This window comes from Pseudomonas sp. ML2-2023-3 (genome assembly GCF_037055275.1).
Lineage (GTDB): Bacteria > Pseudomonadota > Gammaproteobacteria > Pseudomonadales > Pseudomonadaceae > Aquipseudomonas.
On sequence record NZ_CP146343.1, the window covers coordinates 4867625 to 4894186 of the forward strand.

Below are 26562 nucleotides of genomic sequence, written 5' to 3' on the forward strand. Positions count from 1 at the left end.
GGGTGAAGCCTGCCCCCATAGGGCTGCAGAAGGACTTTAGCTGCTCGCCTGCTTGACCTGAGCTTCGAGCTCAAGCTTGAGGCCCGGGTCAAGCTTGAGCTGTTTGGCCAGTTCTTCCAGGTAGGCACGCTCCATGAAGTGCTCTTCATCCACCAGGATCAGGCTGGCGATATACATTTCGGCGGCTATTTCCGGGGTGCTGGCAGCACTGGCCACTTCGGCCGGGTCCAGGGGTTTGTTCAGCTCGGCCTGCAGCCATTGCCGCAGTGCAGGGTCGCCGTTGAGTTTGCTGAGTTCGCCCTCGATCAACTGGTGCTCGCGCTCATCCACATGACCATCGGCCTTGGCGGCCGCTACCAGGGCTTTGAGAATCGCCTGGCTGTGTTGCTCAACCTGTGGCGCCGGTACTCGGTCAATGGTTTGCGGCTCGGTTTGCGGTGCAGTGCCCTGGCTGGCCTGCCAGTTGCCGTAGGCCTTGTAGGCCAGCACGCCCAGCGCGGCCAGACCGCCGTAAGTCAGAGCTTGCCCGCCATATTTGCGCGCACTCTTGTTACCCAGCAGCAGGCCCAGTGCACTGGCCGCCAGTGCGCCGCCACCGGCACCTGAAAGCAAGCCGCCCAGCCCACCGCCCCCCCCAGCAGCCCGCCCAACCCACCTTTTCCGGCACTGGAAGCGTTGCCTTGAGCGCCGGCTTTCTTCTCCAGCATTTGCTGGCCGGATTTCAGTAACTGATCAAGCAATCCACGGGTACTCATACGCAGCCTCTCGCAACAGGGTTCAAGGGAAGCCACAAAGCCCGCCAAACAGGCGGGCTTGTGGTGGAAACAGACGCGTTTCAGTCACGCAAGTCAGACTCATGAATCGGTTGGTCACGGTGGGTGGCACGCTGGTACTGGGCAGGCCACGTGGCCTTTTTGCCACCCAGGTCATCATCGGCGTGCAACGGCCAATACGGATCACGCAACAGCTCGCGAGCCAGCAGAATCAGATTGGCCTGACCGGTGCGCAGAATATGTTCGGCCTGAGCAGGCTCGGTGATCATCCCCACCGTGCCGGTGGCGATGCAGGCCTCTTTGCGCACGCGCTCGGCAAAACGGGTCTGGTAACCCGGCCCCACCGGAATTTCGGCATTGGCCGCCGTTCCGCCTGAGGAGACGTCGATCAGGTCGACACCCAACGCCTTGAGGCGTCGTGCCAGCTCAACGGTTTCGTCGGGGTTCCAGCCGTCTTCGACCCAGTCGGTGGCCGACACTCGCACAAACAGCGGCAACTCTTGTGGCCACACCCCGCGCACGGCCTCGGTGACTTCCAGCACCAGGCGAATGCGGTTTTCGAAGGAGCCACCGTACTGGTCTCGCCGCTGATTGCTCAGTGGCGAAAGGAATTGATGCAACAGGTAGCCGTGGGCAGCGTGCACCTCAACCACCGAAAAGCCCGCTTCCAGCGCCCGCTTGGCGGCATCGACGAAAGCCTGGATCACATCCTGTATCTGGGCTTCGTCCAATTGTGTCGGCGCGGTGTGTTGCGGATCGAAGGCAATCGGTGAAGGCCCGACGGGCACCCAGCCGCCCTCCTCCACTTTGACGCTGCCATGCTTGCCCAGCCACGGACGATGGGTACTGGCCTTGCGCCCGGCATGGGCCAACTGAATACCGGCCACCGCACCTTGTGCCCGAATAAAGCGGGTGATGCGCTGCAGGGGTTCGATCTGTTCGTCGTTCCACAAGCCAAGGTCCTGGGCGGTGATTCGCCCTTCAGGGCTTACGGCGGTGGCTTCGGTAAAAATCAGTCCGGCGCCGCCTACGGCACGGCTGCCCAGATGGACCAGATGCCAGTCATTGGCCAGTCCGTCGACACTGGAGTACTGGCACATGGGAGAGACCGCAATGCGGTTAAGAAGGGTCAGTTGTCGCAGAGTGTAGGGCTCGAGCAGCAGACTCATGGGTCACCTCTAATTCCAGTGGGTAGGCTCCAAGTACTTCTAGAGACTAGTCGACAACACTGGATGAGGGCGAGTTCAAATCGCACAGGGCAGGAGTAAATTTCCTGTGCGAGTAACCCGTTTTTTTGTGGGAGCGGGCTTGCTCGCGATACAAGCGCCGCGACCTGTCAGACAACCCGGAGAGATGTTATCGCGAGCAAGCCCGCTCCCACAAAGGGGGGACTGGAGGTATTAACGTGGTTCGATATGGGCAATCATCAGTTGCACGGTTTCGTTGCCGCGAAACTCGTTGAGGTCGAGTTTGTAGGCCAGTTCAACCCAGCGAATGGTCGGGTTCGGCCACACTTCGCGATCGACCCCGAAGGCAATGCCGTCGAGCTTCACACTGCCGCATTCAGTTTTGAGCACCACTTTCAAATGCCGCTCGCCAACGATGCGCTGCTCAACCAACTGGAACACCCCGTGAAACAACGGTTCCGGGAAGTGCTGCCCCCACGGCCCGGCATTGCGCAGGGCCCGCGCCAGCTCCAGGTGAAACTCTTCAACTGCCAGGCTGCCGTCGGACAACATACGCCCGGTGAGGTCCTCTTCACGCAGTTGACGTCGGACTTCGGCATCAAATGCCTGAGAGAACAGCGTGAAGTTGGCCTCGGGCAAGGTCAATCCGGCCGCCATCGCATGGCCGCCGTATTTACTGATCAAGTCCGGATGCTGGGCGGCCACTACGCTGAGTGCGTCGCGGATATGAAAACCCTGAACCGAACGCCCCGACCCCTTGAGCATGCCGTCGCCTGCATCGGCAAAGGCGAAGGTTGGGCGGAAGTAACGCTCCTTGAGGCGCGAAGCCAGAATCCCGATCACCCCCTGGTGCCACTCAGGATCAAACAGACACAGGCCAAACGGCATGCTGTCGATTGTCAGATCCTTGAGTTGGGCCAGCGCTTCACGCTGCATCCCCTGCTCGATGGACTTTCGGTCCTGGTTCATCTCGTCCAGTTGCGCGGCCATTTCCCGAGCCGCATTGGCGTCATCGGTCAGCAGGCACTCGATGCCCAGGCTCATGTCGTCCAGTCGCCCGGCGGCGTTCAGGCGCGGCCCCAGGATAAAGCCCAGATCGGTCGAGGTGATTTTTGAGTGATCGCGCTTGGCCACTTCCAAAATGGCCTTCAGCCCCGGACGCGCGCGCCCGGCACGGATTCGCTCAAGCCCTTGATGCACCAGAATCCGGTTGTTGGCATCCAGCGGCACCACGTCCGCCACACTGCCCAATGCCACCAGGTCCAGCAACTCGGCGATGTTCGGCGCCTTGCTGTCCTGGTACCAGCCCAGGCTGTTCAAGCGCGCACGCAAGGCGATCAGTACGTAAAAGATGACCCCGACCCCCGCCAGCGCTTTGCTGGGGAATTCGCAGCCGGGCTGGTTGGGGTTGACGATGGCATCCGCCGCCGGCAGTTCGTTGCCCGGCAAGTGGTGGTCGGTAACCAGCACGCTCAATCCGGCTTTTTTGGCCGCGGCCACGCCTTCAATACTGGAGATCCCGTTGTCGACCGTAATCAGCAACTGCGGGGTACGCGTCAGCGCGACTTCGACGATTTCCGGGGTCAGGCCGTAGCCGTATTCAAAGCGGTTGGGCACCAGATAATCGACATGGGCCGCCCCCAGCAAACGCAAGCCCAGCATGCCCACCGTACTGGCCGTAGCCCCGTCGGCGTCAAAGTCGCCCACGATCAGAATGCGCTGGCGCTGCTCGAGCGCCACCACCAGCAAATCCACGGCCGCATCGATGCCCTTGAGCTGCTGGTACGGGATAAGTCGCGCCAGACTTTTGTCCAGCTCAGCTTGCGACTGCACACCCCGTGCCGCGTAGAGACGCGTCAGCAGGGTTGGCATTTCGCCCAAAAAAGGCAGGGTTTGAGGCAGTGGACGAGGTTCGATGCGCATAAGCGGGTGAAGAGTCTCTTGGTCGTAATAAAGTGGAGTGGCTTAGCCGCGTTCGCCTTGCAGCCACTGCAACTGCACTTCGTGCTGGCCGCGATCGTCGGTCACGAAGATAGTGCCTTCGCTGATCATGACATCCCACTTGATAACCCGTGGCATGTCTTTGGCCAGCACTTCAAGAATCTCTTGCGGGACGGCAGCAATGTTGACGTTTTTCAGGTTTTTGATCGCCGGGATCACCTTGCCTTCCCACACACGCAAGCTGCCATAGGCCAGCAAACTGGTGCGCTCGGTACGGCGCGAGCACCAGGTCAGGCGGTCGGCGTCGGGCTGGCCAACTTCGATCCAGTGCAAAACACGGTCATCCAGGCTTTTTTCCCACAGAGCTGGTTCGTCTACATCAGACAGGCCACGACCAAAAGACAGATGCTCGTTGTACCAAAAGGCGTAGGCAAGAAGGCGCACGGTCATGCGTTCTTCGGTTTCCGAAGGATGACGGGCGATGGTCTGCTTGACGCTTTCATAAACCCCGCGATCGAGATCGGTCAGGTTGAGTTCAAACTTGTAGGTCGTGGACGGCTGTGCCATGAACGGGCTTCTTGATACTGAGAAAGGCGGCAAGTCTAACCGATACGCTGTCATTGAACGAATCGACCCGCTTCTTGCCAGCGACCAGCTATGTTAAAAGGCTGTACTCGCTCGCCCCCAGGACAAGGATTCCACATGCCGCTTGCCACCAAACCCCTATCAGGCCTAAAGGTCGTCGAACTGGGCACTCTGATCGCGGGGCCTTTTGCATCGCGCATTTGCGCTGAGTTTGGCGCACAGGTGATCAAGGTCGAGTCCCCGGATGGTGGCGATCCTCTGCGAAAATGGCGCAAGTTGTACGAAGGCACGTCGCTGTGGTGGTTCGTCCAGGCGCGCAACAAAAAATCCCTGACCCTGAACCTCAAGCATCCCGATGGCCTGGACATCCTCAAGGCCTTGCTGGCTGACGCCGATATCCTGATCGAAAACTTTCGCCCCGGCGTGCTCGAAAAACTGGGCCTGGGCTGGGATGTGCTGCATGCCCTGAACCCGAAACTGGTGATGGTGCGCCTGTCCGGCTTTGGCCAGACCGGCCCCATGAAAGACCAGCCGGGCTTTGGCGCGGTAGGCGAGTCCATGGGCGGGCTGCGCTACATCACCGGTTTTGAAGACCGCCCTCCGGTGCGAACCGGCATCTCCATTGGCGACTCGATTGCCGCGCTGTGGGGCGTCATTGGCGCCCTGATGGCGTTGCGTCATCGCGAGGTCAACGGCGGGCAAGGCCAGGTGGTGGACGTAGCACTCTACGAGGCCATTTTTGCCATGATGGAGAGCATGGTCCCCGAATTCGATGTGTTCGGTTTTATCCGCGAGCGCACGGGCAACATCATGCCGGGCATTACCCCGTCTTCGATTCATACCAGCCTGGACGGCAAGCACGTACAGATCGGCGCCAACGGCGACGCTATCTTCAAGCGTTTCATGCACATCATTGGCCGTGACGACCTGGCGAATGATCCGGCACTGGCCAGCAACGATGGCCGTGACGCCCGTCGTGATGAGCTGTATGGCGTGATTGACCGCTGGGTCGGCTCGCTGCCGCTTGAGACGGTGCTGGAGCAGTTGAGCACGGCGCAAGTCCCCGCCAGCCGCATTTTTTCAGCAGAAGACATGTTCACTGACCCGCAATTTCTGGCCCGTGAAATGTTTCTGCAAGCCAAGCTGCCTGACGGCAAAGACTTCAAAATGCCCGGTATCGTGCCCAGGCTGTCTGAGACTCCCGGCTCGGCCGATTGGGTCGGGCCTGAGTTGGGCGCCCATAATCATGAGTTGTTGAGCGCGCTGGGCTACGACGCAGCAGCCATCGCCAACCTCAAGCAAGCGGGCGCCATTTAGGCCCGTTGCCACGTTGAGTGGCAACCGAAGGAGATCAGCACGATGACTCATCGCTTGAAGTGGCGAAGCCTTTGGGCAGGCCTGATAACGCCGCTGCTTCTGGTCTGGGCCACCGGCAGTCAGGCCGAGCCAAAGCTGATCTGGCTGCTGCGCGATCTACCGCCGCTCACGGTGTTTCACGGGCAGCAAAAAGGTCAGGGGGTCATCGATCAAATGATGCCCGTGCTGATCGAAAGCATGCCGCAGTACCAGCACGTCATCATGCAGGTCAACCGGGCGCGGGCCCTGCAGATGCTGGGTGAACGGGCACTGGCCTGCGATCCGGCCTTGATCTGGAACCCCGCTCGCGCCCAGTCGATTGTCTACTCCGCACCCGTTGCAGTCATGCACAGCAATGGCATGGCCATTCTGAGTGAGAACCGGCACCTGGTCGAACCCTTCATCCAGAACAACAAGGTTGACCTGCCAGGGCTGCTAAAGGCTCAAACCATGAAGCTTGGAGTCATTGCCAAGCGCAGCTACGGCGAGTGGATTGACGCCCAGCTGACCCAGGCCCCTGCCAGCCAGATTGTCATGCATTACGGCAACGATCCGCTGAGCAGCCTGCTGCAAATGCAGCAGGCTGGCCGCATGCCGGCACTGCTGGGGTATTGGCCGGAGATCCAGGCCAAGGCCAACGAACAAGGTTTGCCGCCCGACTCACTGACGTTTTACCCGATTCAGGGCGCACCCGCGTTTCAGTCCATTTACATTGGTTGTTCGGCCACACCTGAAGGTCGCGAGGTCATTCGCAGCGTCAATACCCTGCTCAACACATTGGGGCCAGCCCCCGTGTCGCACCTGGATTCGCAATGACAAAAAAAACAATAAAAAAAACCCGAGCAGTGGGGAAGCTACTCGGGTTTTAACAAGGTCTTGACGACCCGCTCAACAGGCTACAAGCATCGGAGCAATAGACTTGCTCCTGTTGATGGAAAATCTGACACACCAAGCCCGCTGAAAGTTCCCCGATACCAGCAGTTAATTCCCCTTGGCAGCGCCAGCGCTCGAACACGTGCGCTGATATGAGTCCAGCAATTGCCCCAAGCTGCCCAGGGTCAGTGGTTTAGACAAGCAGCCCAACACCCTCAGGCCTTGCTTGCGGGCCAGCTGGGCCGCTCTTTCGATCACAGGGGGCGCCGCCGCACTCAAAATGATCACCGCCCTCGCACTGCGCGCGCGGGCCAGTTCGCTGATCAACTCAAGCCCCGATGTGCCGTCCATGTAGAGATCGCAAATGGCAAGATCGATTGCCCCGCACTTGAGCAGGGACTCCCGGGCCGAGTCCACGCTTTCAGCCGTCAGGACGTCAAAAATCCGAAAAGCGTTCAACATTTGGTGCAACGCCATTAACTGAAACGGGTTGTCTTCAAGAATCAATACTTTCAGAGGCCGCATCTTGAACCTTCAGGGCATAAACCTGCTGTTACAGAGTGTGTGAACTTTAGTAGGCCCAGCAGCCAAGAAACATAGGAAATTTCTGAAAGTTGTGCTGTTTTATACAAAGTTTGTTTTTAACGTTTAAGTGAGCCTGCTAGCTCCACTTCCTGGTCTCGGAGGTATCAAACCACCCGCCTACCAGCCCTTCCAGCCGCCCTGATACGGAGTAAAACGGGACAGTCCACTGGTAGATTTCCATACCTCCCGCTTTAAACTCCACCCACCGTTTTTTGTAGCAAGGCTTACGGCTCTGGATCATGCGCATAAGCTCTTGCTGAAACTGCTCAGCCAGCTCATCAGGAAATAAATTGACGTCCGTGACCTTCAATCCGCATATCTGCTCCAGTTGCACCGACAAGCGCTCTTCATAGCTTTTATTGCAGGCGAGCAACTCACCTTCCAGGCCCACCACGAATATCGGGCTGGGGATGCCATCCAAATAACGTCGATTGAGTTCCAGCTCCTCGCGCAGGGATTGCTCAAACCGGCGCCTGATCCCTAGCTGCCTGCGCAGAAACCGGTTCCATGAAAACAGCATGAGGCCAGCGGTAAACAACGCTGCAAATGCCCAATACAACCAGACTGAAGGGTAAGCTCCCCCCTCGATAACAAGTGGTTGACCAACGCCTCCCAACCATCGGGTTCTCAGCGCTCGAAATTCGGCCACCGGAATGGCCTCAAGCGCCTTGTTCATGATGCCAAGCAGCTCAGGGTATTGGGTCGATACCGAAAAACTGGCAGCGGTCCATCGTCCATCCACACTGCGCCCGACCTTTAGACGCCCCGGCGGATAGAGGTGAGCTTGTGTCTCGCTCTGGATCGTTGCATCCGCATCACCCGTGGCCACTGCGTGGCGTGCCTGGGCGTAGGTATCCACCAGCAGCAAGGTGATTGCGGGGTACTCTCGTCGAATCAAGTCTTCGAGGGCGTGCCTGGCGGGAAGCACCAGCACCTTACCCGCCAACTGGTCCAGCGAACCCAGCCGGGAATCATTGACGCGCACCACAAATACCCAGGGTGCCCCTCCGTAGGAATAGGTGAAGTCCAGAAAAGCGCTACGCTCACGGTTTCGGGAGAGGCTGGAGTTCATTTGCGCCTCGCCACTTTTGAGCATGTCCAGAATGTTCACCGTTGAAAACGCTTCCTTGTGCACAAACTGCAGCCCGGTCATTCGAGATATACGCGCCAGAATGTCAACGCTCAGCCCCACCCAGCGACCGTCTCCAGCCCTGAACGCGTACAACGGAAACTGTTGGGTGGCGAGGGTCACGACCGGATGACGCTTGATCCATTCCTGCTCGTCGGGCAACAGATCGATGGGCTGCTGCCCGCTGCTCCCTTCAAGCCCGGTCGTCCAGCGGGCCAGGACCATCTGTCTCGTTGCGTCATCAATGCTGCCGAATGCCTTTTCAATCAACGCTGCTAGCTGGGGCTCGGAGCGGCGAGTGGCAAAAGCAAACCCGTCAGCCGGCAAAACGCTATCACCCATAATGCGCACCCCTGAGTAAGGCCGAACATTCTTGAATGCCTGCACCATGAGCTCGTTACCGATGAATGCATCGATATCCCCTTCAGCCAGCGCTTCCATGGCACTCTGCAAATGGGGGGTGAGGATGAGCTCGCTGTCGGGGTAAAACCCATGGGCGGTCTGTATATCGACGTAACAATCGACAAAGCCTATCTTTTTACCCGCCCAGCGCGTAATCGGCTCGAAGTCACTGGCACGCCCGACGATGACCCCTTGATCAACCATGTAGCTGCGGGAAAAAGCGATGCCTTCAATCCCCCGTTCAAAGCCGCTGGCACTGGTCAGGATGTCGATTTTCCCGGCCAGCAGCTCGGCCACTGCCTGGTCTCGCTTTTTGTAGCCCAAAAGCTCGACAGACACTCCCAGCCTGTCACGAACGAGCCCCAGGTAATCGGCGCTGAGGCCCTGGTAGTAATCGCGATCATTGGTGATATCGACAGGTTCGTAATCGCCGAGGGCGATACCCACACGCAGCGTTGGGTGATCGGCCAGCCATTGCTGTTCAGAGGCATCCAGTTGCAGCGGCTTGAACTCGATAAAGCTTGTTGCAAGCCTGAAGGGCAAACCATGGCTGGCAATGGCCGGCTGCATACAGGTCAGGAGAACCATCGCCAGCAATAGGCGCGCCCCTGATTCAAATGCCTGGTGAAGTGGTGACATGACAGAATCCTTGGCCACAAACCCGCCAACATGCGGGGTCTAAAAGCGGCCAAGGATGCCATGCGCAAACAAAAAAGCCCGTCAGATGACGGGCTTCAAAACGCGTAAGACAAATGCTCTTAAAGAGGCTTGCCTCGATTACCATGCTGGCTGACAAAGGCTTGAACAGCCTTGAGATCATTTGCCAACACGGTGTAGCGCTCTTCTCGCTCAAAAAGGTCGGAAAGGTGCGACGGCAACTCCTGCGCTTTTCCTATGCCGGCTTTCTCAACCGCTTCCGGGAACTTGACCGGGTGTGCCGTGCCCAGGATAACCATCGGAATATCCAGGCTGCGACGGCATTCGCGAGCTGCACGCACGCCAATGGCAGTGTGCGGATCCAGCACTTCACCGCTCTCGGCAAACACCTGGGCGATGGTTTCGCAGGTCTGCTCATCATCGACTGCCAACGAGTCGAACAGACGGCGCGCCTCGGTCCAGCGATCATCTTCAACGCTGAAGTTGCCGGTTTGCTTGAACGTGTCCATCAGGGCTGCAACCGCCGCGCCATTGCGACCGTGAAGATCGAACAGCAAACGTTCGAAGTTCGAAGACACCATGATGTCCATCGACGGCGACAGGGTCGCGTGCAGGGTGTCCTTGGCGTACTGATTGCCGCTCATGAAGCGATGCAGGATGTCGTTGCGGTTGGTGGCAACGATCAACTGGTTGATCGGCAAGCCCATGTTGCGCGCCAGGTAACCCGCAAAGATGTCGCCAAAGTTGCCGGTAGGCACCGAGAACGACACTGATCGGTGCGGTCCGCCCAGTTGCAGGGCTGCATGGAAGTAGTAAACGATCTGGGCCATGATCCGCGCCCAGTTGATCGAGTTCACCGCGACCAGGCGTGTGCCCTTGAGGAAACCCTGGTCGGCAAAACTGGCCTTGACCATTTCCTGGCAGTCATCGAAGTTGCCTTCGATGGCGATGTTATGAATGTTGTCACCGAACAGCGTAGTCATCTGGCGACGCTGAACTTCCGACACCCGGTTATTGGGGTGCAGGATGAAAATGTCGACATTCTCGCAATGCTTGCAGCCTTCAATGGCAGCCGAGCCGGTATCACCGGAGGTTGCTCCGACAATCACCACGCGCTCGCCACGCTTTGCCAGCACGTAGTCGAGCAAGCGACCGAGCAGTTGCAGGGCGAAATCCTTGAACGCCAGGGTCGGGCCGTGGAATAGCTCAAGCACCCATTCATTGCCATTGAGCTGACGCAGCGGCGCTACCGCTGCGTGGGAAAACGCGCCGTAGGTTTCTTCGAGAATCTTTTTGAAGTCCGCGTCCGGGATACTGCCGGTCACAAACGGGCGCATGACCCGAAACGCCAACTCGTGGTACGGCAAACCGGCCCAGGAAGCGATTTCTTCCTGGGTAAAGCGCGGCAGGTTTTCCGGCACATACAAACCGCCATCGCTGGCCAGCCCGGCCAGCAATACATCTTCAAAATTCAGGGCCGGTGCCTGGCCACGGGTGCTGATATAGCGCATGTTTTTCAAACCTTCGGTTTGAGCGCCAAGCGGCCGGGAACCTGCCGCTTGGCGCTATCAATTAATTGAGATGTTCAACTCGGATACGAACCACTGGCCCCACTACGCCCTGCAACGTTTCAAGCGCCGTGATCGCATCGTTCATGTGCTGCTCGATGACCCGATGGGTCAGCAGAATCATTGGCACCAGACCATCGTGCTCCTCGACCTCTTTTTGCATGATCGACTCGATGTTGATACCGCGCTCGGACAGGATACTGGCCACTTGAGCCAATACGCCCGGATGATCCTTCGCCTGGATACGCAGGTAGTATGCGCTTTCACACGCATCGATCGGCAGGATCGGGTGATCGGACAACAGGTCTGGCTGGAAGGCCAGGTGCGGCACACGGTTTTCAGGGTCGCTGGTCATGGCGCGAACCACGTCCACCAGGTCGGCAATCACGGACGAAGCCGTTGGCTCCATGCCCGCACCTGCGCCGTAGAACAGGGTCGAACCGGCAGCATCACCATTGACCATGACGGCGTTCATGACGCCATTGACGTTGGCCAGCAGGCGATCAGCCGGAATCAGCGTTGGGTGAACACGCAGTTCGATACCATTGGCCGTGCTGCGCGCAACACCCAGGTGCTTGATGCGGTAACCCAGGGCTTCAGCGTAATTCACGTCAGCGGTTGTCAGCTTGGTGATGCCTTCGGTGTAGGCCTTGTCGAATTGCAACGGGATACCGAAGGCAATCGACGCCAGAATCGTCAGCTTGTGTGCTGCATCGATCCCTTCAACGTCGAACGTCGGGTCGGCTTCGGCATACCCCAGCGCTTGCGCTTCAGCCAGCACGTCTTCGAACGTACGGCCTTTTTCACGCATCTCGGTGAGGATGAAGTTACCGGTACCGTTGATGATGCCCGCAACCCAGTTGATGCGGTTGGCCGACAGGCCTTCACGAATGGCCTTGATCACCGGGATGCCGCCTGCAACGGCCGCTTCGAACGCAACGATCACGCCCTTTTCCTGGGCCTTGGCGAAGATTTCGTTACCGTGAACGGCAATTAGTGCCTTGTTCGCAGTCACTACATGCTTGCCGTTCTCGATGGCCTTGAGCACCAGCTCACGAGCGATGGTGTAACCACCGATCAGCTCGATGACAATGTCGATTTCAGGGTTGGTCGCAACAGCGAATACATCGTTGGTAATGGGGGTACCGGTAATGTCGCACTGAGGGTTTGGCGTACGCATTGCAATTTGCGCAACCTGGATACCACGCCCGGCACGGCGCGCAATCTCTTCGGCGTTACGCTTTAGTACGTTGAAGGTGCCGCCACCGACGGTCCCGAGCCCACAGATACCTACTTTGACCGGATTCACGCTGAACTCCCCATAAAACGGCCGACTCAAGGTCGGCCGTGGAAAACAACCGTGGATTGCCACGGTTCTCTATTAATAGCCGGGCAGTTGGACTGCCCCGCCATGATCGTCAAAGGCTTACCGTGACGATGCAGGATTATTTAACACTGAGTGCCAGCTTGCCAACCTGTGCAGCAGGCTGATAACCCGGAATTACCTGACCGTCAGCCAAAACAATGGCTGGCGTGCCATTTACACCGATGGACTGGCCCATCGCGAACTGCTTGGCGACCGGGTTGGCGCATTTTGGCGCCTCGACCGTTTTACCGTCAGTCATCTTGTCCATCGCCGACTTTTTGTCCTTGGAGCACCAGACGGCCTGCAGTTGCTGGTCACCTGGAGAACCAAGGCCCTGACGCGGGAATGCAACATAGCGCACTTCGATCCCCATTTTGTTCAGCTCAGGGACTTCGGCGTGCAATTTGTGGCAATACGGGCAAGTGGTGTCGGTAAAGACCGTGATGTGCGACTTGGTTTCACCGATTGCAGGGTAAACGACGGTCTCTGCCACCGGAATGCCATTGATCAATTTGGCGACGCCAACACGCTCTGCCTGCTCGGTCAGATTGACCGGCTTACCGTCCTTGAGCTGGAACATATAGCCTTGAACGATGAACTGTCCATCCGCACTGGCGTACAGAACGCGACTGCCCTTGAGTTTGACTTCATACAGGCCGGCCATCGGGCTTGCGCTGATGCTCTCGACCGGAACATCCAGCTGCAGCGTTTCGAGGCTCTTGCGAATAGCTTGCTCGGCGCCGGTGTCGGCGAACGAAAACGTACTGACCAACGCAATGGCTGCGGCGGCAAAAATCTGGGTCACGCGCATGGGAACTCCTGAAGACGGGCAACGCGGCCAACCCGCAATACCCGACATGGAACTTCGAGTGGGGGCGGCGCGCTTTCTGAACCGGCAAAGCCTACCACAGATGGCTTGCATGACCGACTACCACTAGCCACGCGGGTGATGGCGGGCGTGGAGGTCCTGCAGGCGGGCACGGGCCACATGGGTGTAGATCTGGGTCGTGGACAGGTCGCTATGCCCCAGCAGCATTTGCACCACACGCAGGTCGGCGCCGTGGTTGAGCAGATGGGTGGCGAAGGCGTGACGCAAGGTATGAGGCGACAGTGACTTGTCGATCCCCGCGACTTTGGCTTGATGCTTGATGCGGTGCCAGAAGGTCTGGCGAGTCATTTGCTCACCTCGCTGGCTGGGAAACATCACATCACTGGGGCGCCCTGCGAGCAGCTCATGCCTGGCATCGCGCATGTAGCGCTCAACCCAGACGATGGCCTCCTCCCCCATCGGCACCAGGCGCTCCTTGCTGCCCTTGCCCATCACCCGCAACACCCCCTGACGCAGATTGATCTGCTCCAGGGTCAGGCTGATCAACTCTGTCACCCGCAGGCCACAGGCATACAACACTTCGAGCATGGCCCGATCACGCTGACCGATGGCATCACTCAGATCCGGAGCGGCGAGCAGCGCCTCAACGTCGGCCTCTGACAGGGACTTGGGCAACGGCCGGCCTAACTGCGGCATATCGACTTGCAGCGTCGGGTCGACGGCAATCAGCCTTTCTCGCAGCAAGTAACGATAGAACCCCCGCGCGCCTGACAGGAAGCGCGCGGTGGATCGGGGCTTGTAGCCATGCTCCAGTCGCCAGGCCAAGTGATCGAGGATCAATTCGCGCCCGGCATTGATCAACGCAATGTCGCGCTCGCCCAACCAGCCATTGAACAAGGCCAAATCACTGCGATAAGCGCCGCGAGTGTTGTCCGAAAGGCCTTTTTCCAACCACAAGGCATCCAGGAAACGGTCGATAAGTGGATCGTCTATAGCGGGCATTGGCTCTCGAAATGCGCAGGCCAGAGGCTGCGCACAAATAAAAAGTGAAGTGCAAAAGTGGCCGCTAGTCTTTCATAGCCGGCGCACGCCATAAACCCCAAGTTCCTACAGGATCACCTTATGACCGAACAACAGATTTTGCTGTCTTTCGGCGGTATCGGCATCGCAGCCCTGGGCTCCCAGTGGCTGGCCTGGCGACTGAAGTTGCCGGCCATTCTGTTTTTGCTGTTGACCGGGATTTTAGTGGGCCCCGTATTGGGCTGGCTTAACCCTCAAGAGCTGTTCGGCCCCTTGCTGATGCCGCTGGTTTCTCTGGCTGTGGCGTTGATTCTGTTTGAAGGCAGCCTGACCCTTCACCTGTCCGAGTGGCGCGAAATCGGCACAGTGGTGCATCGACTGGTCACGATCGGAGCGCTCTCGACCTGGGCGGTGATCACCCTGGCTACCCATTGGCTGCTGGGCTTTGACTGGCTGCTGGCCTTGCTGTTCGGCACCCTGACGCTGGTCACAGGGCCGACGGTGATTGTGCCGATGCTTCGTGTCGTGCGGCCCAAGGCGTCTATTGCCACTATCCTGCGCTGGGAAGGCATTGTCATCGACCCGATTGGGGCGTTGCTCGCGGTCGTGGTTTACAGCTTCATCATCGCCAGCGCCACGGGCGAAGGCCTGAGCCACAGCCTGCTGACCTTTGCCGGGGTGATTGTCTGCGGCAGCGTGTTCGGCATCGTGGGCGGCTGGATCATGGGGCACATCGTGCGCCGCCAATGGCTGCCCGAGTATCTGCAAAGCCTGGCAACACTGGCGGCGGTGCTGGCTGTGTTTATTGGTGCCAATGAGGCCATGCATGAATCGGGCTTGCTGGCGGTCACGCTGATGGGCATGTGGATGGCCAACATGAAAGGCGTGGATGTACGCAACATCTTGCACTTCAAGGAGAACCTGAGCATTTTCCTGATCTCGGGCCTGTTCATTCTGCTCGCCGCGCGCCTGGACTTGAACGCCATGATCGGCCTCGGGCCGGTGGTGCTGGTGTTGCTGCTGATTATTCAGTTTATTGCTCGTCCACTGAACGTCGTGCTCTCAACGTTTGGCTCAAAACTGAACTGGCGTGAACGCGCTCTACTTGCCTGGATTGCTCCGCGCGGAATTGTCGCGGCTGCCGTTTCAGCGATTTTTGCAATCAGGCTGGACGAAGCGGGTCACGAAGGCGCGTTGCTGCTGGTGCCGCTTACGTTTGCGGTGATCATTGGCACCGTGGTACTGCAAAGCGCCACGGCACGGCCTCTGGCCCGCCTGCTGAAAGTGGCCGAGCCCGCACCCAGCGGCTTTTTGATCGTCGGCGCCAATGGCCCGGCCCGGATCATTGGCAAAGCCCTTCAGCAACTGGGCAGCCGGGTACTGCTGACCGACTCCAACTGGGAAAACATTCGCTCAGCGCGCATGGAAAACCTGCCGACTTACTTTGGCAACCCGGCATCAGAGCACGCCGAATCCCATCTTGACCTGGTGGGCCTGGGGTATTTGCTCGCCCTGTCGCCGTCTGGCGAGCTGAACACCCTGGCAGCGGTTCGTTTTCACCACGAGTTCGGCCCCCAGCGCTTGTTTGCCCTGACCAATGGCCAGGAAAGCCGGCGCACCGACAAACATCGCGCCAGTCACGAGTACCGTGGGCAAGCGCTGGGCAACCCGGCACTGACCTATGGCCAGCTGGCCAGTGAACTGAGTCAGGGTGCCGAGTTGTACAGCACGAACTTGACCGACAACTTCACCTGGGAGGACTACCAGAACCTGCACGGTAAACGCGTCACCCTGCTGTTCGCCCGGGACGGGAATGGCTGGGTCCATGTGGTGACACCCGACAGCGAGCTGAAACCGGGTACCGGGTGGACGTTGCTGGCACTGATCAGGCAGCAGAGCTGAAGCCCCACCTTCCTTGTGGGAGCGGGCTTGCTCGCGATGGCATCCCTGCGGTGTGCCAGCCAGACTGCGGCGCTTGCATCGCAGGCAAGCCAGTTCCCACATGTAATGCGCTGCTCACAAAACTGCGCAATGCCGTTTTACGAGGCAAACCCTGGCAACACCGGCACCGGGCGCTTGTCATCATCGATGGCAACAAAGCTGAACAAACCCTGGATGGCCAATTCGCGGCCATCGCAACTCATGCTTTCGACATACACCTCAACCTCAACCTTGAGACTGGTGTTGCCGACTTTAACCACTCGCCCCACCAGCTCAACGATGCAACCCGCGGCAATGGGGTGGTTGAAGTCAATGCGATCGGTAGACACCGTCACCAACGGCAGACGACAAAAACGAGTGGCGGCGATAAACGATACTTCGTCCATCCAGGCCAGCGCAGTGCCGCCAAACAGGGTGTTGTGGTGATTGGTGGTCGATGGGAAAACCGCTTTGGTAATACGGGTAACGGACAATTCAGTACGACGTTGAATCTCTTGCTCACGCAAAGTCATGCTTTTACTACCTACAACTGGACAAAGGTATGACAAATCTCAGGCAACAAAAAAGCAGCCCGAAGGCTGCTTTTTTCTGCATCGGGAAGCTGGACTTAAGCCAGTTTTTCCTTGATGCGAGCTGCTTTACCGGACAGGTCACGCAGGTAGTACAGCTTGGCTTTACGAACGTCACCGCGACGTTTCACTGCCATGCTGTCGATTTGCGGGCTGTAGGTCTGGAAAGTACGTTCTACGCCAACACCGTTGGAGATTTTACGAACAGTGAAAGCACTGTTCACGCCACGGTTACGCTTGGCAATCACTACACCTTCGAAAGCTTGCAGACGCGAACGATCGCCTTCCTTCACTTTCACCTGAACGACAATGGTGTCGCCCGGGGCAAAAGGAGGGATCTCTTTGGTCATCTGCTCTGCTTCGAGTGCAAGGATGATTTTGTTAGTCATGCTGTGCTCCTAAGGTAGATCAACTGATCTACCATCGATACGTTGTTAACTATCGTCCCGCTCGCGGATATATTCCTCGAGCAGCTTCTTCTCTTCTCCAGAAAGCGAGCGGCTTTCCAGAAGATCGACGCGTCGTTCAAAGGTCCGCCCAAGGGACTGCTGTAAACGCCAACGCCGGATGTGTGCATGATTGCCACTAAGCAATACGTCGGGAACACGCTGATCCGCATACACCTCCGGTCGGGTGTAGTGCGGGCAATCCAGCAAACCATCCGTGAAGGAATCTTCCTCCGCGGAGTCCGCATGCCCTAAAGCTCCAGGCAGCAGTCGTGTAACCGCATCAATCAGAACCATCGCCGGTAGCTCGCCACCAGAGAGTACATAGTCACCAATCGACCACTCTTCATCGACATAAGCGTCTATAAAACGCTCGTCAATGCCTTCATAACGACCTGCAATGAGGATTAATGCTTCCTCATTCGCCAGTTCGCGTACCGCCGACTGATTCAGTTGACGGCCTTGGGGCGACAGGTAAATAACCTTCGCCGCCTCTCCGGCTGCTTCTCTGGCCTGAACCAGTGCATCTTCCAGAGGCTTGATCTTCATCACCATGCCCGGACCACCGCCAAATGGGCGATCGTCCACAGTGTGATGTCGGTCCGTTGTGTAGTCTCGCGGGTTCCAACAAGTCAGCTGCAAGAGCCCTTGTTTCACCGCACGACTAGTGATGCCGTAGTCGCTGATGGCGGAAAACATTTCGGGAAACAAACTGATCACTTCTACGCGCAATTTAGCCACGCTTAGAAGTCCGCATCCCAATCCACCTTCATCTCGCCCGCTACCAGGTCGACGCTCAGCACGCATTGCTCTGTATAGGGCAACAAGCGATCGCGATCATCCAGGCTACCTGGGCAAGGTTTGACTTCCATGACATCGTTCGAGCCAGTTTCCATCAGGTCAACAATCTTGCCGAGCAATTGCCCTTCAAGGTTGGTCACTTTCAGTCCCTGCAGCTGGTACCAGTAGTACTCGCCGTCGGTCAGTTCAGGAAACAGGTTACGCGGCACGCAGATTTCGAATTCACGAAGAAGACCAGCTTCATCACGGTCATCGAGACCCTTGAGCTTCACAACCAGAAACTTGCCGTTATGAGAACGGCCACTGACCAGCTCTGCCTGTCGTACATCATTGCCGCGCCGAAGCGTCAGCTTTTTGTAGTCCAACAGGTTATCAATTGGATCCGTAAAGGAATAAACCTTCACTTCGCCGCGCACGCCGTGAATCGAATAGATTTTGCCGATAACGATCAAATCATCAGCAGTTTCAGGCGTCACGCTCATATTGCTCAGGCCGCAGCCTTAGCGTTTTCTTTAACCAGCTGAGCAACACGCTCAGACAGTTGAGCACCAACGCTCAGCCAGTAGGCGAGGCGGTCTTCTTTAACGGAGAAACGGATTTCCTGACCACGGGCAACCGGGTTGAAGAAACCAATTTGTTCCTTGTGGGAACCGTCACGTGGGTTACGGCTGTCGGTAACGGTCAAGTGGTAAAACGGGCGCTTTTTGGAGCCGCCAAGGGCAAGACGGATTGTTAGCATGTGAACATCGTTCCTGTAGTCGGTGCTGCAAATCTAAAGGCACAGCGGGCATAGGTGCCCGAAAGGCCGCATATTCTAAGGAATATCCGGACTTTTGCAAATGTCTTTTTCTGGCGCCTATCGGCATGCCGTACAGACTTGCAACGAGATCACCATGAATGGTGACAGGTCAGCTCCCGCACAGTGCGGGTTTGCCGGGTGTCTCGCATTGCTGCGAGTTGCCCGCACGCAAGCGTACGGGCGGGTAAATTACATTTTTGGCATGCCGCCGCCGGGCATCATCGAGCCCATGCCGCGCATCATTTTGGCCATTCCACCTTTGGTGGAGAACTTTTTCATCATCTTCTGCATCTGCTTGTGCTGCTTGATCAAGCGACCGATGTCCTGCACCTGAGTGCCGGAACCCATGGCAATACGGCGTTTACGCGAACCGCTGATCAGCTCAGGGTCGCGGCGCTCGGCCGGGGTCATGGAGTTGATGATGGCTTCCATCTGCTTGAACTGCTTTTCAGCTGCGCCCTGGGCATTGCCCATTTGCGCCAGATTGACGCCACCCATGTTCGGCAGCTTGTCCATGAGGCCGCCAAGGCCGCCCATGTTCTTCATCTGTTGCAGTTGGTCGCGGAAGTCTTCGAGGTCGAAGCCTTTACCTTTCTTGAGCTTTTTGGCCAGTTTGTCGGCTTTGTCTTTATCGAGGGTCTGTTCGGCCTGCTCGATCAGGCTGAGCACGTCGCCCATGCCCAGGATGCGCGAAGCGATACGGTCCGGGTGGAAAGGCTCAAGCGCGTCGCTCTTCTCGCCCATACCGATGAACTTGATCGGCTTGCCGGTAATGGCACGCACGGACAGCGCCGCACCGCCACGGGCATCACCGTCGACCTTGGTCAGGATCACGCCGGTCAGCGGCAATGCGTCGCCGAAAGCCTTGGCGGTGTTGGCCGCATCCTGGCCGGTCATGGCGTCAACGACAAACAGGGTTTCAGCAGGCTTGACGGCCGCGTGCAGCTCCTGAATCTCGGCCATCATCTCGGCATCGATATGCAGGCGGCCCGCGGTATCGAGGATGACCACGTCGATGAACTTCAGCTTCGCTTCAGCAATGGCTGCGCGAGCGATGTCTACCGGCTTCTGGCTCAAGTCGGACGGGAAGAAGGTCACGCCGACTTCATTGGCCAGGGTTTCGAGCTGCTTGATCGCTGCCGGACGATAAACGTCGGCCGAGACCACCATCACGGTTTTCTTTTTGCGCTCTTTAAGGAAGCGCGCCAGCTTGCCGGCGGTGGTGGTTTTACCCGCACCCTGCAAACCGGCCATCAATACAACGGCTGGCGGCGTGACATTGAGGACCAGATCCTCGTTGGCAGCGCCCATCAGGCTTTCAAGCTCAGCCTGGACGATCTTCACAAACGCCTGGCCAGGCGTCAGGCTGCGGGACACTTCTGTGCCTACAGCGCGCTCTTTGACCGCGTTGACGAAGTCTTTGACGACTGGCAACGCCACATCGGCTTCCAGCAACGCCATGCGCACTTCACGCAGGGTGTCTTTGATATTGTCCTCGGTCAGCTTGGCCTTGCCGGTGACATGGCGCAGCGTCTGCGAGAGACGATCGGTTAAATTTTCAAACATGCGCGATCCTTTCAGGCCCAAAGTAGACCGGGGTTATTGCGGCCCAGCCCGTGTAAAACTGATGCTCGGCGAGCCTGCGGCGTGGGCAGGTCGCGGATTATAGCGAAGACTGGCCGTGTCCGACACCTTGCCGTCGGCTTATGTGGTCTTTCGTGTACAGGCGGTTGTATGCCAAACTCAGTCCTTTCGGGCTTGCCTAACAGGATTTATGCTCCCCTTGTCACCCAGCTTGCTACCCAGCCTCGCCGCCGCCTGCTTATATGCCGCTGCGACCTTCTATCAAGGCTCTTGCCTGCGCCAAGGCGCAAAGGCGAACAAACGCCTGTTGGTGACGCTTGGCATTCTTGCCGTGCTCGCCCACGCCGCCAGCCTGTTTACCCACCTGATGACGCCTGCCGGCCTTGAACTGGACTTTTTCAGTGCAGCCAGCCTGATTGCCGCGGCCGTGATCACCGTGACCCTGGTTGCCTGCGCACGGATACCGGTCGAGAACCTGCTGCTGCTTTTATATCCGCTGGGCATGCTGACAGTGCTGCTGTCCGAATTCGCGCCGCCCGGCACGGTTCAGGTCATTAATGAAGAGCCCGGCATACTCGCGCATATCCTGCTGTCGATCCTGGCCTATGGCATGTTCACCATCGCGGTGTTCCAGGCATTGCTGCTGTCGCTGCAGAACTATCAGCTCAAGCACAAGCATCCCAAGGGCCTGATCAAAAACTTCCCGCCGCTGCAAACCATGGAAAGCCTGCTGTTCGGCTTCTTGTGGGCCGGCTGGTCACTGCTCTCGATGTCCCTGATTTCCGGCTGGCTGTTTTTGGGCAACCTGTTCGCCCAGCACCTGGTGCACAAAACCTTGCTGGCCTGCCTGGCATGGATCGTATTCAGCGTGCTCCTGCTGGGCCGTTATCACCTCGGCTGGCGCGGCCACAAAGCCATCCGCTGGACGTTTGCCGGCTTTTGCCTGTTGATGCTGGCCTACTTTGGCAGCAAGCTGGTTCGTGAATACATTCTGCATATCTGACGGGCGATAATTATGGATAGCTTGCCCCCTGGGCCGATTCTGGCGGTCTCGGCGCTGTTGATCGCAGGAGCCGGGATACTTGTCGGCTATTTTCTGGGCAAGACTGGCGCAGCGGCCAAGCGTGCAGAAGCCCTGCAACCGCGCGAGGAAGCGCCCCAGCAACTGGACGAGCAAAACAACAGTCGCCCGCACCTGCTTTCCGGTATCCATGCGCTGGACAACATCACGGTCAACGACATCCTGATCCCGCGCAGCGAAGTCGAGGGCCTCAATCTGGATGATCCGATCGAAGACCTGATCGAACAACTACGCCAGACCACACGCACGCGCCTGCCGGTGTTTCACAACGACATCAATCAGGTCGAAGCCATCCTCAACACCCGCCACATTCAACACATGCTGCCTGATGCCAGCCTGACCAAAGAGGCATTGCTGGCCGTCTGCCATGAACCTTACTTCATCCCCGAAAGCACCCCGCTGCAACTGCAACTGCTGAACTTCCACAAGCAGCAGCGTCGGCTGGGCGTGGTGGTCGATGAGTACGGCGAAGTGCTGGGCATCGTGACACTTGAAGACATCCTCGAAGAAATCGTGGGCGAGTTCGAAGATGAGCAAAACATCGACAACCCCCATATCGATCCCCTGCCCGACGGACGCTATGTGATTGATGGCGCAGCCTCCATACGCGAGCTGAACAAAGCCCTGGGCTGGCACCTGCCCTGCGACGGCCCCAAAACCCTCAACGGCCTTGTCACCGAAGCGCTGGAAACCATCCCGGAAACCACGGTATGCCTGAAGATCGGCGGCTACCGCCTGGAGATCCTCCAGACCGAAGATAACCGCGTCAGCCGAGTGCTTATCTGGCACAACAGCGTCAAGCCCGCGGCTTAATCGCCGCGTAAGGTCTTGTTACATTTAAACGGGCCTCCCTATAATCTTCCTCGCTTACCCAAGCCTCGCCGACACGCGTGCTACCCGCACCCAGCGCTGTCGGCGCGTTGCTTTACGCAGTACCTGCGTACGCTCCCATCCTGAACTGCGCTTGCACCCTGTTATCCCCCAGGGCAAACGACCATAAAAATTGCTCGCCACGTCACGCCGCAAAGGCTGGCATCGGCCAATGAGCTCATAACTGTCAGGGATTTACGCATGACCTCCAGCACTACTTACAGCGAAGCCTCGCCCGACAAGCCGGCCAACTCCGCAACCCGCGTTGCCACGGCCAGTTTTATCGGCACGGCCATCGAGTTCTACGACTTTTACGTGTATGCCACCGCCGCCGCACTGGTCATTGGCCCGGTATTTTTTCCGCAGACCTCCGGCACGGCGCAGATGCTGTCGGCGTTCCTGACCTTCGGCATTGCCTTTCTCGCCCGCCCGCTGGGCTCTTTCCTGTTTGGCCACTTCGGTGACCGTATCGGGCGCAAATCCACACTGGTCGCCTCCTTGCTGCTGATGGGCGTGTGCACCACGCTGATCGGCGTGCTGCCAGGTTACGCCACGATCGGCGCCTGGGCTCCGATCCTGCTGTGCGTGCTGCGCTTCGGTCAGGGGCTCGGGTTGGGCGGGGAATGGGGCGGCGCAGCATTGCTGGCCACCGAGAACGCTCCCAAAGGCAAGCGCGCCTGGTATGGCATGTTCCCGCAACTGGGGCCCTCGATCGGGTTTCTGGCAGCCAACGGCCTGTTCCTGATTCTGGCCATGAGCCTGAGCGATGAGCAGTTCCGCTCATGGGGCTGGCGCATCCCCTTCCTGCTGAGTGCGGCGCTGGTGATGGTCGGCTTGTATGTGCGCCTGAAACTGGAAGAAACACCGGTGTTTGCCAAAGCCGTAGCGCAACACGAGCGGGTGAAAATGCCCATCGTTGAGCTCTTCAGCCAATACTGGGCACCGATGCTGCTGGGCGCCGCCTCCATGGTCGTGTGCTATGCACTGTTCTATATCTCGACCGTGTTTTCGCTTAGTTATGGCGTGTCCACGCTGGGCTATACCCGCGAGACCTTCCTCGGCCTGCTGTGCTTTGCCGTGCTGTTCATGGCCGCTGCAACACCTCTTTCAGCCTGGGCCAGCGATAGATATGGACGCAAGCCGGTGCTGATTGTCGGCGGTGTACTGGCGATCTTGTCGGGCTTTCTGATGGAGCCTCTGCTCACCCAGGGTTCGACCTGGGGCGTGGCGCTGTTTCTGTGCATCGAGCTGTTTCTGATGGGCGTGACCTTTGCCCCCATGGGCGCCCTGCTGCCTGAACTGTTCCCGACCCGCGTGCGCTATACCGGCGCATCGGCGGCGTACAACCTGGGCGGGATTGTGGGCGCATCGGCCGCACCGTTCTTTGCCCAGAAGCTGGTGAGCATGGGCGGTTTGAGCTGGGTGGGCGGGTATGTTTCGGGTGCGGCAGTGCTCAGCCTGATCGCTGTGCTGTGCCTGAAAGAAACGAAAGAGGCTGACCTGAACAAGGTGGCCTGATCGGCGCAGGAAATCCGTAATCGCTGTCGAGGCACGAAGGCTGCGAGCTCTTAAAGTTTAAAAGCTCGCAGCCTTCGTGCCTCGGCAGCGACTACGGGGATGTTTTTTTTACAGCTCGACCACTACAGCCTTGGCTGCACGGGTCGCCTTGGCGCGTGCAGCTTCAATCGACTCATCACGGGCCAGGGCCACGCCCATGCGGCGCTGGCCATTGACCTCTGGCTTGCCGAACAGGCGCAAGGCCGTATCCGGCTCGCTCAAGGCCGCACCCAGGTTGGAGAACGCAGTCTGGGTCGACTGCCCTTCCACCAGAATCACCGCCGAGGCCGATGGCCCGAACTGACGGATCAGCGGAATCGGCAAGCCCAGAATCGCTCGTGCATGCAGGGCGAACTGGGACAAGTCCTGGGAAATCAGCGTAACCAGACCGGTATCGTGCGGGCGCGGCGAGACTTCGCTGAACCACACCTGATCGCCCTTAATGAACAGCTCAACGCCAAACAGGCCGCGGCCGCCCAGCGCCTCGGTCACGGCTTTGGCAACACGCTCGGACTCGGCCAGAGCAATCGGGCTCATGGCCTGCGGCTGCCAGGACTCCTGGTAGTCGCCCTTCTCCTGACGGTGACCGACCGGCGCGCAGAACGTGGTGCCACCGATGTGGCGTACGGTCAGCAGGGTGATTTCGTAGTCGAAGTCGATAAAGCCTTCGACAATGACCCGCCCCTTGCCCGCACGACCGCCTTCTTGTGCGTAGTCCCAGGCAGCTTTCACATCATCAGTGCTGCGCAGCAGGCTCTGGCCCTTGCCCGACGAGCTCATCACCGGCTTGACCACACACGGGAAGCCCAGGTCCAGCACGGCGGCGCTGTAGTCTTCAAAGGTATCGGCAAAGTGATACGGCGAGGTTGGCAGGTCCAACTCTTCTGCCGCCAGACGTCGAATGCCTTCTCGGTTCATGGTCAGCGAAGTGGCGCGGGCGGTCGGAATGACGGTAAAGCCTTCGGCTTCCAGCTCAACCAGGGTCGCGGTGGCAATGGCTTCGATTTCAGGAACAATAAAGTGCGGCTTTTCTGCTTCGATCACGGCACGCAAGGCTGCGCCATCGAGCATATTGATGACGTGGCTGCGATGGGCAACCTGCATGGCCGGTGCGTTGGCATAGCGATCGACAGCGATCACTTCGACCCCCAGACGCTGCAATTCGATGACAACTTCTTTGCCCAGTTCGCCGCAGCCACACAGCAATACGCGGGTCGCGGTCGGCGACAGTGGGGTTCCGATACGGGTCATTTCAGGTCCTCATGGAAACAAATCATCGAAGGCGCGCACACAACCTGCGCCTGCAGGGGAAGAAAGGCCGGCATTTTACCTGACTAAACGGCGGCTTTGCGCAGTCGCCAGGCCATTGCCAGCCACACACAGGTCACTCCGGCAAATTTCGACGCCATGGCGATGAGAATCACGCCCGGGGTAAACGCATCGATCATGCCGAAAAAGATAAAGGTATCAATCGGGATACTCAGCGCAGAGCTGATCCACAAGCGGTCATGCAAGGGTCGCTTGGTGATGCTGAACACCAGCCAGTCGATGCATTCGGAGACGGCGAACGCGGTGGCGCTGGCCAGGGCAATCGAAGGGTCAGAGGTGATGTATGACAGCACCAGTGCCGCCAGCATGGCCAACAGCGCACCGTGGCCAAAGCGGGTTTGCACCATGTCGCGCAAAACAAACACCAGCCCGCCCCAGGCCGACCAGATAATGTCCAGGTGCGGCGCCGTTGAGAACGCGAAGTTGATCAGCACGACGCTGGCGATATAAGCGATAAGAAACAGCATGGGAGCGGGCGACACCTCTGAATAAGGCGCACAGGGTACTTGAGTCGCACCCGATTTTGTACCCGCCACATGCCCCTGTGACAGCGGTATTTGTCAGGTACTGGCGCCCTGCATCCACACCAGGCCACTGGACTTGGCCCGCTCATGACACAGCACCAGCACTTCCCGGCGCTCGACGTTGGTCATGCGGCTCCAACGGGTGATTTCAGCCACGGTACGCTGACAACCACTGCACACATCGTCGTCATCCAATGCGCAAATGTTCACACAGGGAGAGGCGACCGGGCGCTCCACTTCAGTCATTGCTCTGCACCTTCAAATCACGGGCATAACGCTGGCCGTTCTGCACGTAATGCGCGGCACTGGCCTCCAGCAGTTTTTTCTGTTCGTCGGTCAAGTCACGCACCACCTTGCCCGGCGACCCCATGACCAGAGAACCGTCCGGGATTTCCTTGCCTTCGCCAATCAGCGAGTTGGCGCCAATGATGCAATGCTTGCCGATTCTGGCGCCATTGAGGATGACTGCATTGATCCCGATCAGGCTGTAATCTCCCACCGTGCAACCATGCAACATGGCGTTATGGCCAATGGTCACCCCCGTCCCCAGGGTCAGCGGGTAGCCCATATCGGTATGCATCACCGCGCCATCTTGCACGTTACTGTTCTTGCCAATCAGGATCAGCTCGTTATCACCGCGCAACACGGCGTTGAACCAGACACTGGCACCCTCCTCCAGGCGCACCTTGCCGATCAGGGTGGCGTTGGGCGCGGTCCAGCTTTCTGGATGGGTTTCGACGAGCGAGTCGCCCAGGCTGTATTTCATGCAGATGTCCTCAAGGCAGCGTGG

Annotated in this window: 24 protein-coding genes and 2 pseudogenes; 6 read left to right on the plus strand and 20 right to left on the minus strand. The window is 58.5% G+C overall.

Annotation, left to right across the window (positions count from 1 at the left end):
- Positions 1–36: 36 nt before the first annotated feature.
- The 4 genes and pseudogenes from V6P94_RS22440 to V6P94_RS22455 all read right to left on the minus strand — a co-directional run bounded on the left by V6P94_RS22440 (position 37) and on the right by V6P94_RS22455 (position 4468).
- Positions 37–755: pseudogene (locus V6P94_RS22440) on the minus strand (tellurite resistance TerB family protein).
- 80 nt (positions 756–835) lie between these two features.
- Positions 836–1942 (minus strand): NADH:flavin oxidoreductase/NADH oxidase, encoded by a 1107-nt coding sequence (locus V6P94_RS22445; protein ID WP_133077770.1) that lies wholly within the window; start codon positions 1940–1942, stop codon positions 836–838.
- 231 nt (positions 1943–2173) lie between these two features.
- Positions 2174–3883 carry a single-stranded-DNA-specific exonuclease RecJ gene (recJ, locus tag V6P94_RS22450; protein ID WP_133077771.1) on the minus strand — a complete coding sequence of 570 codons (1710 nt, stop codon included), beginning with the start codon at positions 3881–3883 and terminating at the stop codon, positions 2174–2176.
- A gap of 42 nt (positions 3884–3925) precedes the next feature.
- The gene (locus V6P94_RS22455) at positions 3926–4468 is read right to left on the minus strand and encodes a YaeQ family protein (protein ID WP_019822101.1); all 543 of its coding nucleotides are present in this window, start codon (positions 4466–4468) and stop codon (positions 3926–3928) included.
- A gap of 135 nt (positions 4469–4603) precedes the next feature.
- Here V6P94_RS22455 and V6P94_RS22460 point away from each other — a divergent pair, with 135 nt between their 5' ends.
- Both V6P94_RS22460 and V6P94_RS22465 read left to right on the plus strand, forming a co-directional pair.
- Positions 4604–5803: a CaiB/BaiF CoA-transferase family protein gene (locus V6P94_RS22460; protein WP_326397417.1), complete on the plus strand. Its 1200-nt coding sequence runs from the start codon at positions 4604–4606 to the stop codon at positions 5801–5803.
- Between the two features lie 42 nt (positions 5804–5845).
- On the plus strand, positions 5846–6658 hold the full coding sequence (locus V6P94_RS22465; protein ID WP_338648700.1) for a TIGR02285 family protein: 813 nt from the start codon (positions 5846–5848) through the stop codon (positions 6656–6658).
- Positions 6659–6823: 165 nt separating this feature from the next.
- Here the strand turns inward: V6P94_RS22465 and V6P94_RS22470 are convergent, their stop codons facing one another.
- From V6P94_RS22470 to xerD, 6 genes are all read right to left on the minus strand, one after another.
- A complete protein-coding gene (locus tag V6P94_RS22470) occupies positions 6824–7240 on the minus strand; it encodes a response regulator (RefSeq protein WP_326397415.1) in 417 nt (138 codons plus the stop codon).
- Between the two features lie 136 nt (positions 7241–7376).
- Positions 7377–9470, minus strand: a complete 2094-nt coding sequence (locus tag V6P94_RS22475) for a transporter substrate-binding domain-containing protein (RefSeq protein ID WP_338648701.1) — start codon at positions 9468–9470, stop codon at positions 7377–7379.
- 119 nt (positions 9471–9589) lie between these two features.
- Positions 9590–10999, minus strand: a complete 1410-nt coding sequence (gene thrC, locus V6P94_RS22480; protein WP_133077776.1) for a threonine synthase — start codon at positions 10997–10999, stop codon at positions 9590–9592.
- Positions 11000–11060: 61 nt separating this feature from the next.
- Positions 11061–12365, minus strand: a complete 1305-nt coding sequence (locus tag V6P94_RS22485) for a homoserine dehydrogenase (RefSeq protein ID WP_133077777.1) — start codon at positions 12363–12365, stop codon at positions 11061–11063.
- A gap of 136 nt (positions 12366–12501) precedes the next feature.
- Complete coding sequence (locus tag V6P94_RS22490) at positions 12502–13233, minus strand: thioredoxin fold domain-containing protein (RefSeq protein ID WP_133077778.1); 732 nt, start codon at positions 13231–13233, stop codon at positions 12502–12504.
- Between the two features lie 123 nt (positions 13234–13356).
- Entirely contained in the window at positions 13357–14253 is an 897-nt protein-coding gene (gene xerD, locus V6P94_RS22495) for a site-specific tyrosine recombinase XerD (protein WP_133077779.1), read from the minus strand.
- A gap of 120 nt (positions 14254–14373) precedes the next feature.
- Here xerD and V6P94_RS22500 point away from each other — a divergent pair, with 120 nt between their 5' ends.
- Positions 14374–16173, plus strand: coding sequence for a sodium:proton antiporter (locus V6P94_RS22500; protein WP_219261656.1), 1800 nt, complete (start codon positions 14374–14376; stop codon positions 16171–16173).
- A 137-nt stretch (positions 16174–16310) separates the two neighbouring features.
- On the opposite strand, the gene V6P94_RS22505 is transcribed toward V6P94_RS22500, so the two are convergent.
- From V6P94_RS22505 to ffh, 6 genes are all read right to left on the minus strand, one after another.
- The gene (locus tag V6P94_RS22505; protein ID WP_019822086.1) at positions 16311–16724 is read right to left on the minus strand and encodes an acyl-CoA thioesterase; all 414 of its coding nucleotides are present in this window, start codon (positions 16722–16724) and stop codon (positions 16311–16313) included.
- Positions 16725–16819: 95 nt separating this feature from the next.
- A complete protein-coding gene (rplS, locus tag V6P94_RS22510; RefSeq protein WP_003440273.1) occupies positions 16820–17170 on the minus strand; it encodes a 50S ribosomal protein L19 in 351 nt (116 codons plus the stop codon).
- A gap of 45 nt (positions 17171–17215) precedes the next feature.
- Positions 17216–17968, minus strand: coding sequence for a tRNA (guanosine(37)-N1)-methyltransferase TrmD (trmD, locus tag V6P94_RS22515; protein ID WP_338648702.1), 753 nt, complete (start codon positions 17966–17968; stop codon positions 17216–17218).
- Positions 17969–17970: 2 nt separating this feature from the next.
- The gene (gene rimM / locus V6P94_RS22520; RefSeq protein WP_133076263.1) at positions 17971–18510 is read right to left on the minus strand and encodes a ribosome maturation factor RimM; all 540 of its coding nucleotides are present in this window, start codon (positions 18508–18510) and stop codon (positions 17971–17973) included.
- A gap of 5 nt (positions 18511–18515) precedes the next feature.
- Entirely contained in the window at positions 18516–18767 is a 252-nt protein-coding gene (gene rpsP / locus V6P94_RS22525) for a 30S ribosomal protein S16 (RefSeq protein WP_095001251.1), read from the minus strand.
- A 249-nt stretch (positions 18768–19016) separates the two neighbouring features.
- Entirely contained in the window at positions 19017–20393 is a 1377-nt protein-coding gene (gene ffh, locus V6P94_RS22530; protein ID WP_016781914.1) for a signal recognition particle protein, read from the minus strand.
- Between the two features lie 208 nt (positions 20394–20601).
- On the opposite strand from ffh, the gene V6P94_RS22535 reads away from it, so the two are divergent.
- The 3 genes and pseudogenes from V6P94_RS22535 to V6P94_RS22545 all read left to right on the plus strand — a co-directional run bounded on the left by V6P94_RS22535 (position 20602) and on the right by V6P94_RS22545 (position 23880).
- A complete protein-coding gene (locus V6P94_RS22535; RefSeq protein WP_133076264.1) occupies positions 20602–21414 on the plus strand; it encodes an inner membrane protein YpjD in 813 nt (270 codons plus the stop codon).
- A 186-nt stretch (positions 21415–21600) separates the two neighbouring features.
- A pseudogene (locus V6P94_RS22540) lies at positions 21601–22305 on the plus strand (transporter associated domain-containing protein); the annotation flags it as partial.
- A gap of 258 nt (positions 22306–22563) precedes the next feature.
- The gene (locus tag V6P94_RS22545; protein WP_133076265.1) at positions 22564–23880 is read left to right on the plus strand and encodes an MFS transporter; all 1317 of its coding nucleotides are present in this window, start codon (positions 22564–22566) and stop codon (positions 23878–23880) included.
- Between the two features lie 108 nt (positions 23881–23988).
- Here the strand turns inward: V6P94_RS22545 and purT are convergent, their stop codons facing one another.
- From purT to V6P94_RS22565, 4 genes are all read right to left on the minus strand, one after another.
- Positions 23989–25170 carry a formate-dependent phosphoribosylglycinamide formyltransferase gene (gene purT, locus V6P94_RS22550; RefSeq protein WP_133076266.1) on the minus strand — a complete coding sequence of 394 codons (1182 nt, stop codon included), beginning with the start codon at positions 25168–25170 and terminating at the stop codon, positions 23989–23991.
- An 83-nt stretch (positions 25171–25253) separates the two neighbouring features.
- Complete coding sequence (locus tag V6P94_RS22555) at positions 25254–25715, minus strand: VUT family protein (RefSeq protein ID WP_019822065.1); 462 nt, start codon at positions 25713–25715, stop codon at positions 25254–25256.
- A 93-nt stretch (positions 25716–25808) separates the two neighbouring features.
- A complete protein-coding gene (locus tag V6P94_RS22560; RefSeq protein WP_133076268.1) occupies positions 25809–26018 on the minus strand; it encodes a DUF1289 domain-containing protein in 210 nt (69 codons plus the stop codon).
- A complete protein-coding gene (locus V6P94_RS22565) occupies positions 26011–26538 on the minus strand; it encodes a gamma carbonic anhydrase family protein (protein WP_133076269.1) in 528 nt (175 codons plus the stop codon). The genes V6P94_RS22560 and V6P94_RS22565 overlap by 8 nt, the downstream gene beginning before the upstream one ends.
- Positions 26539–26562: the final 24 nt, after the last annotated feature.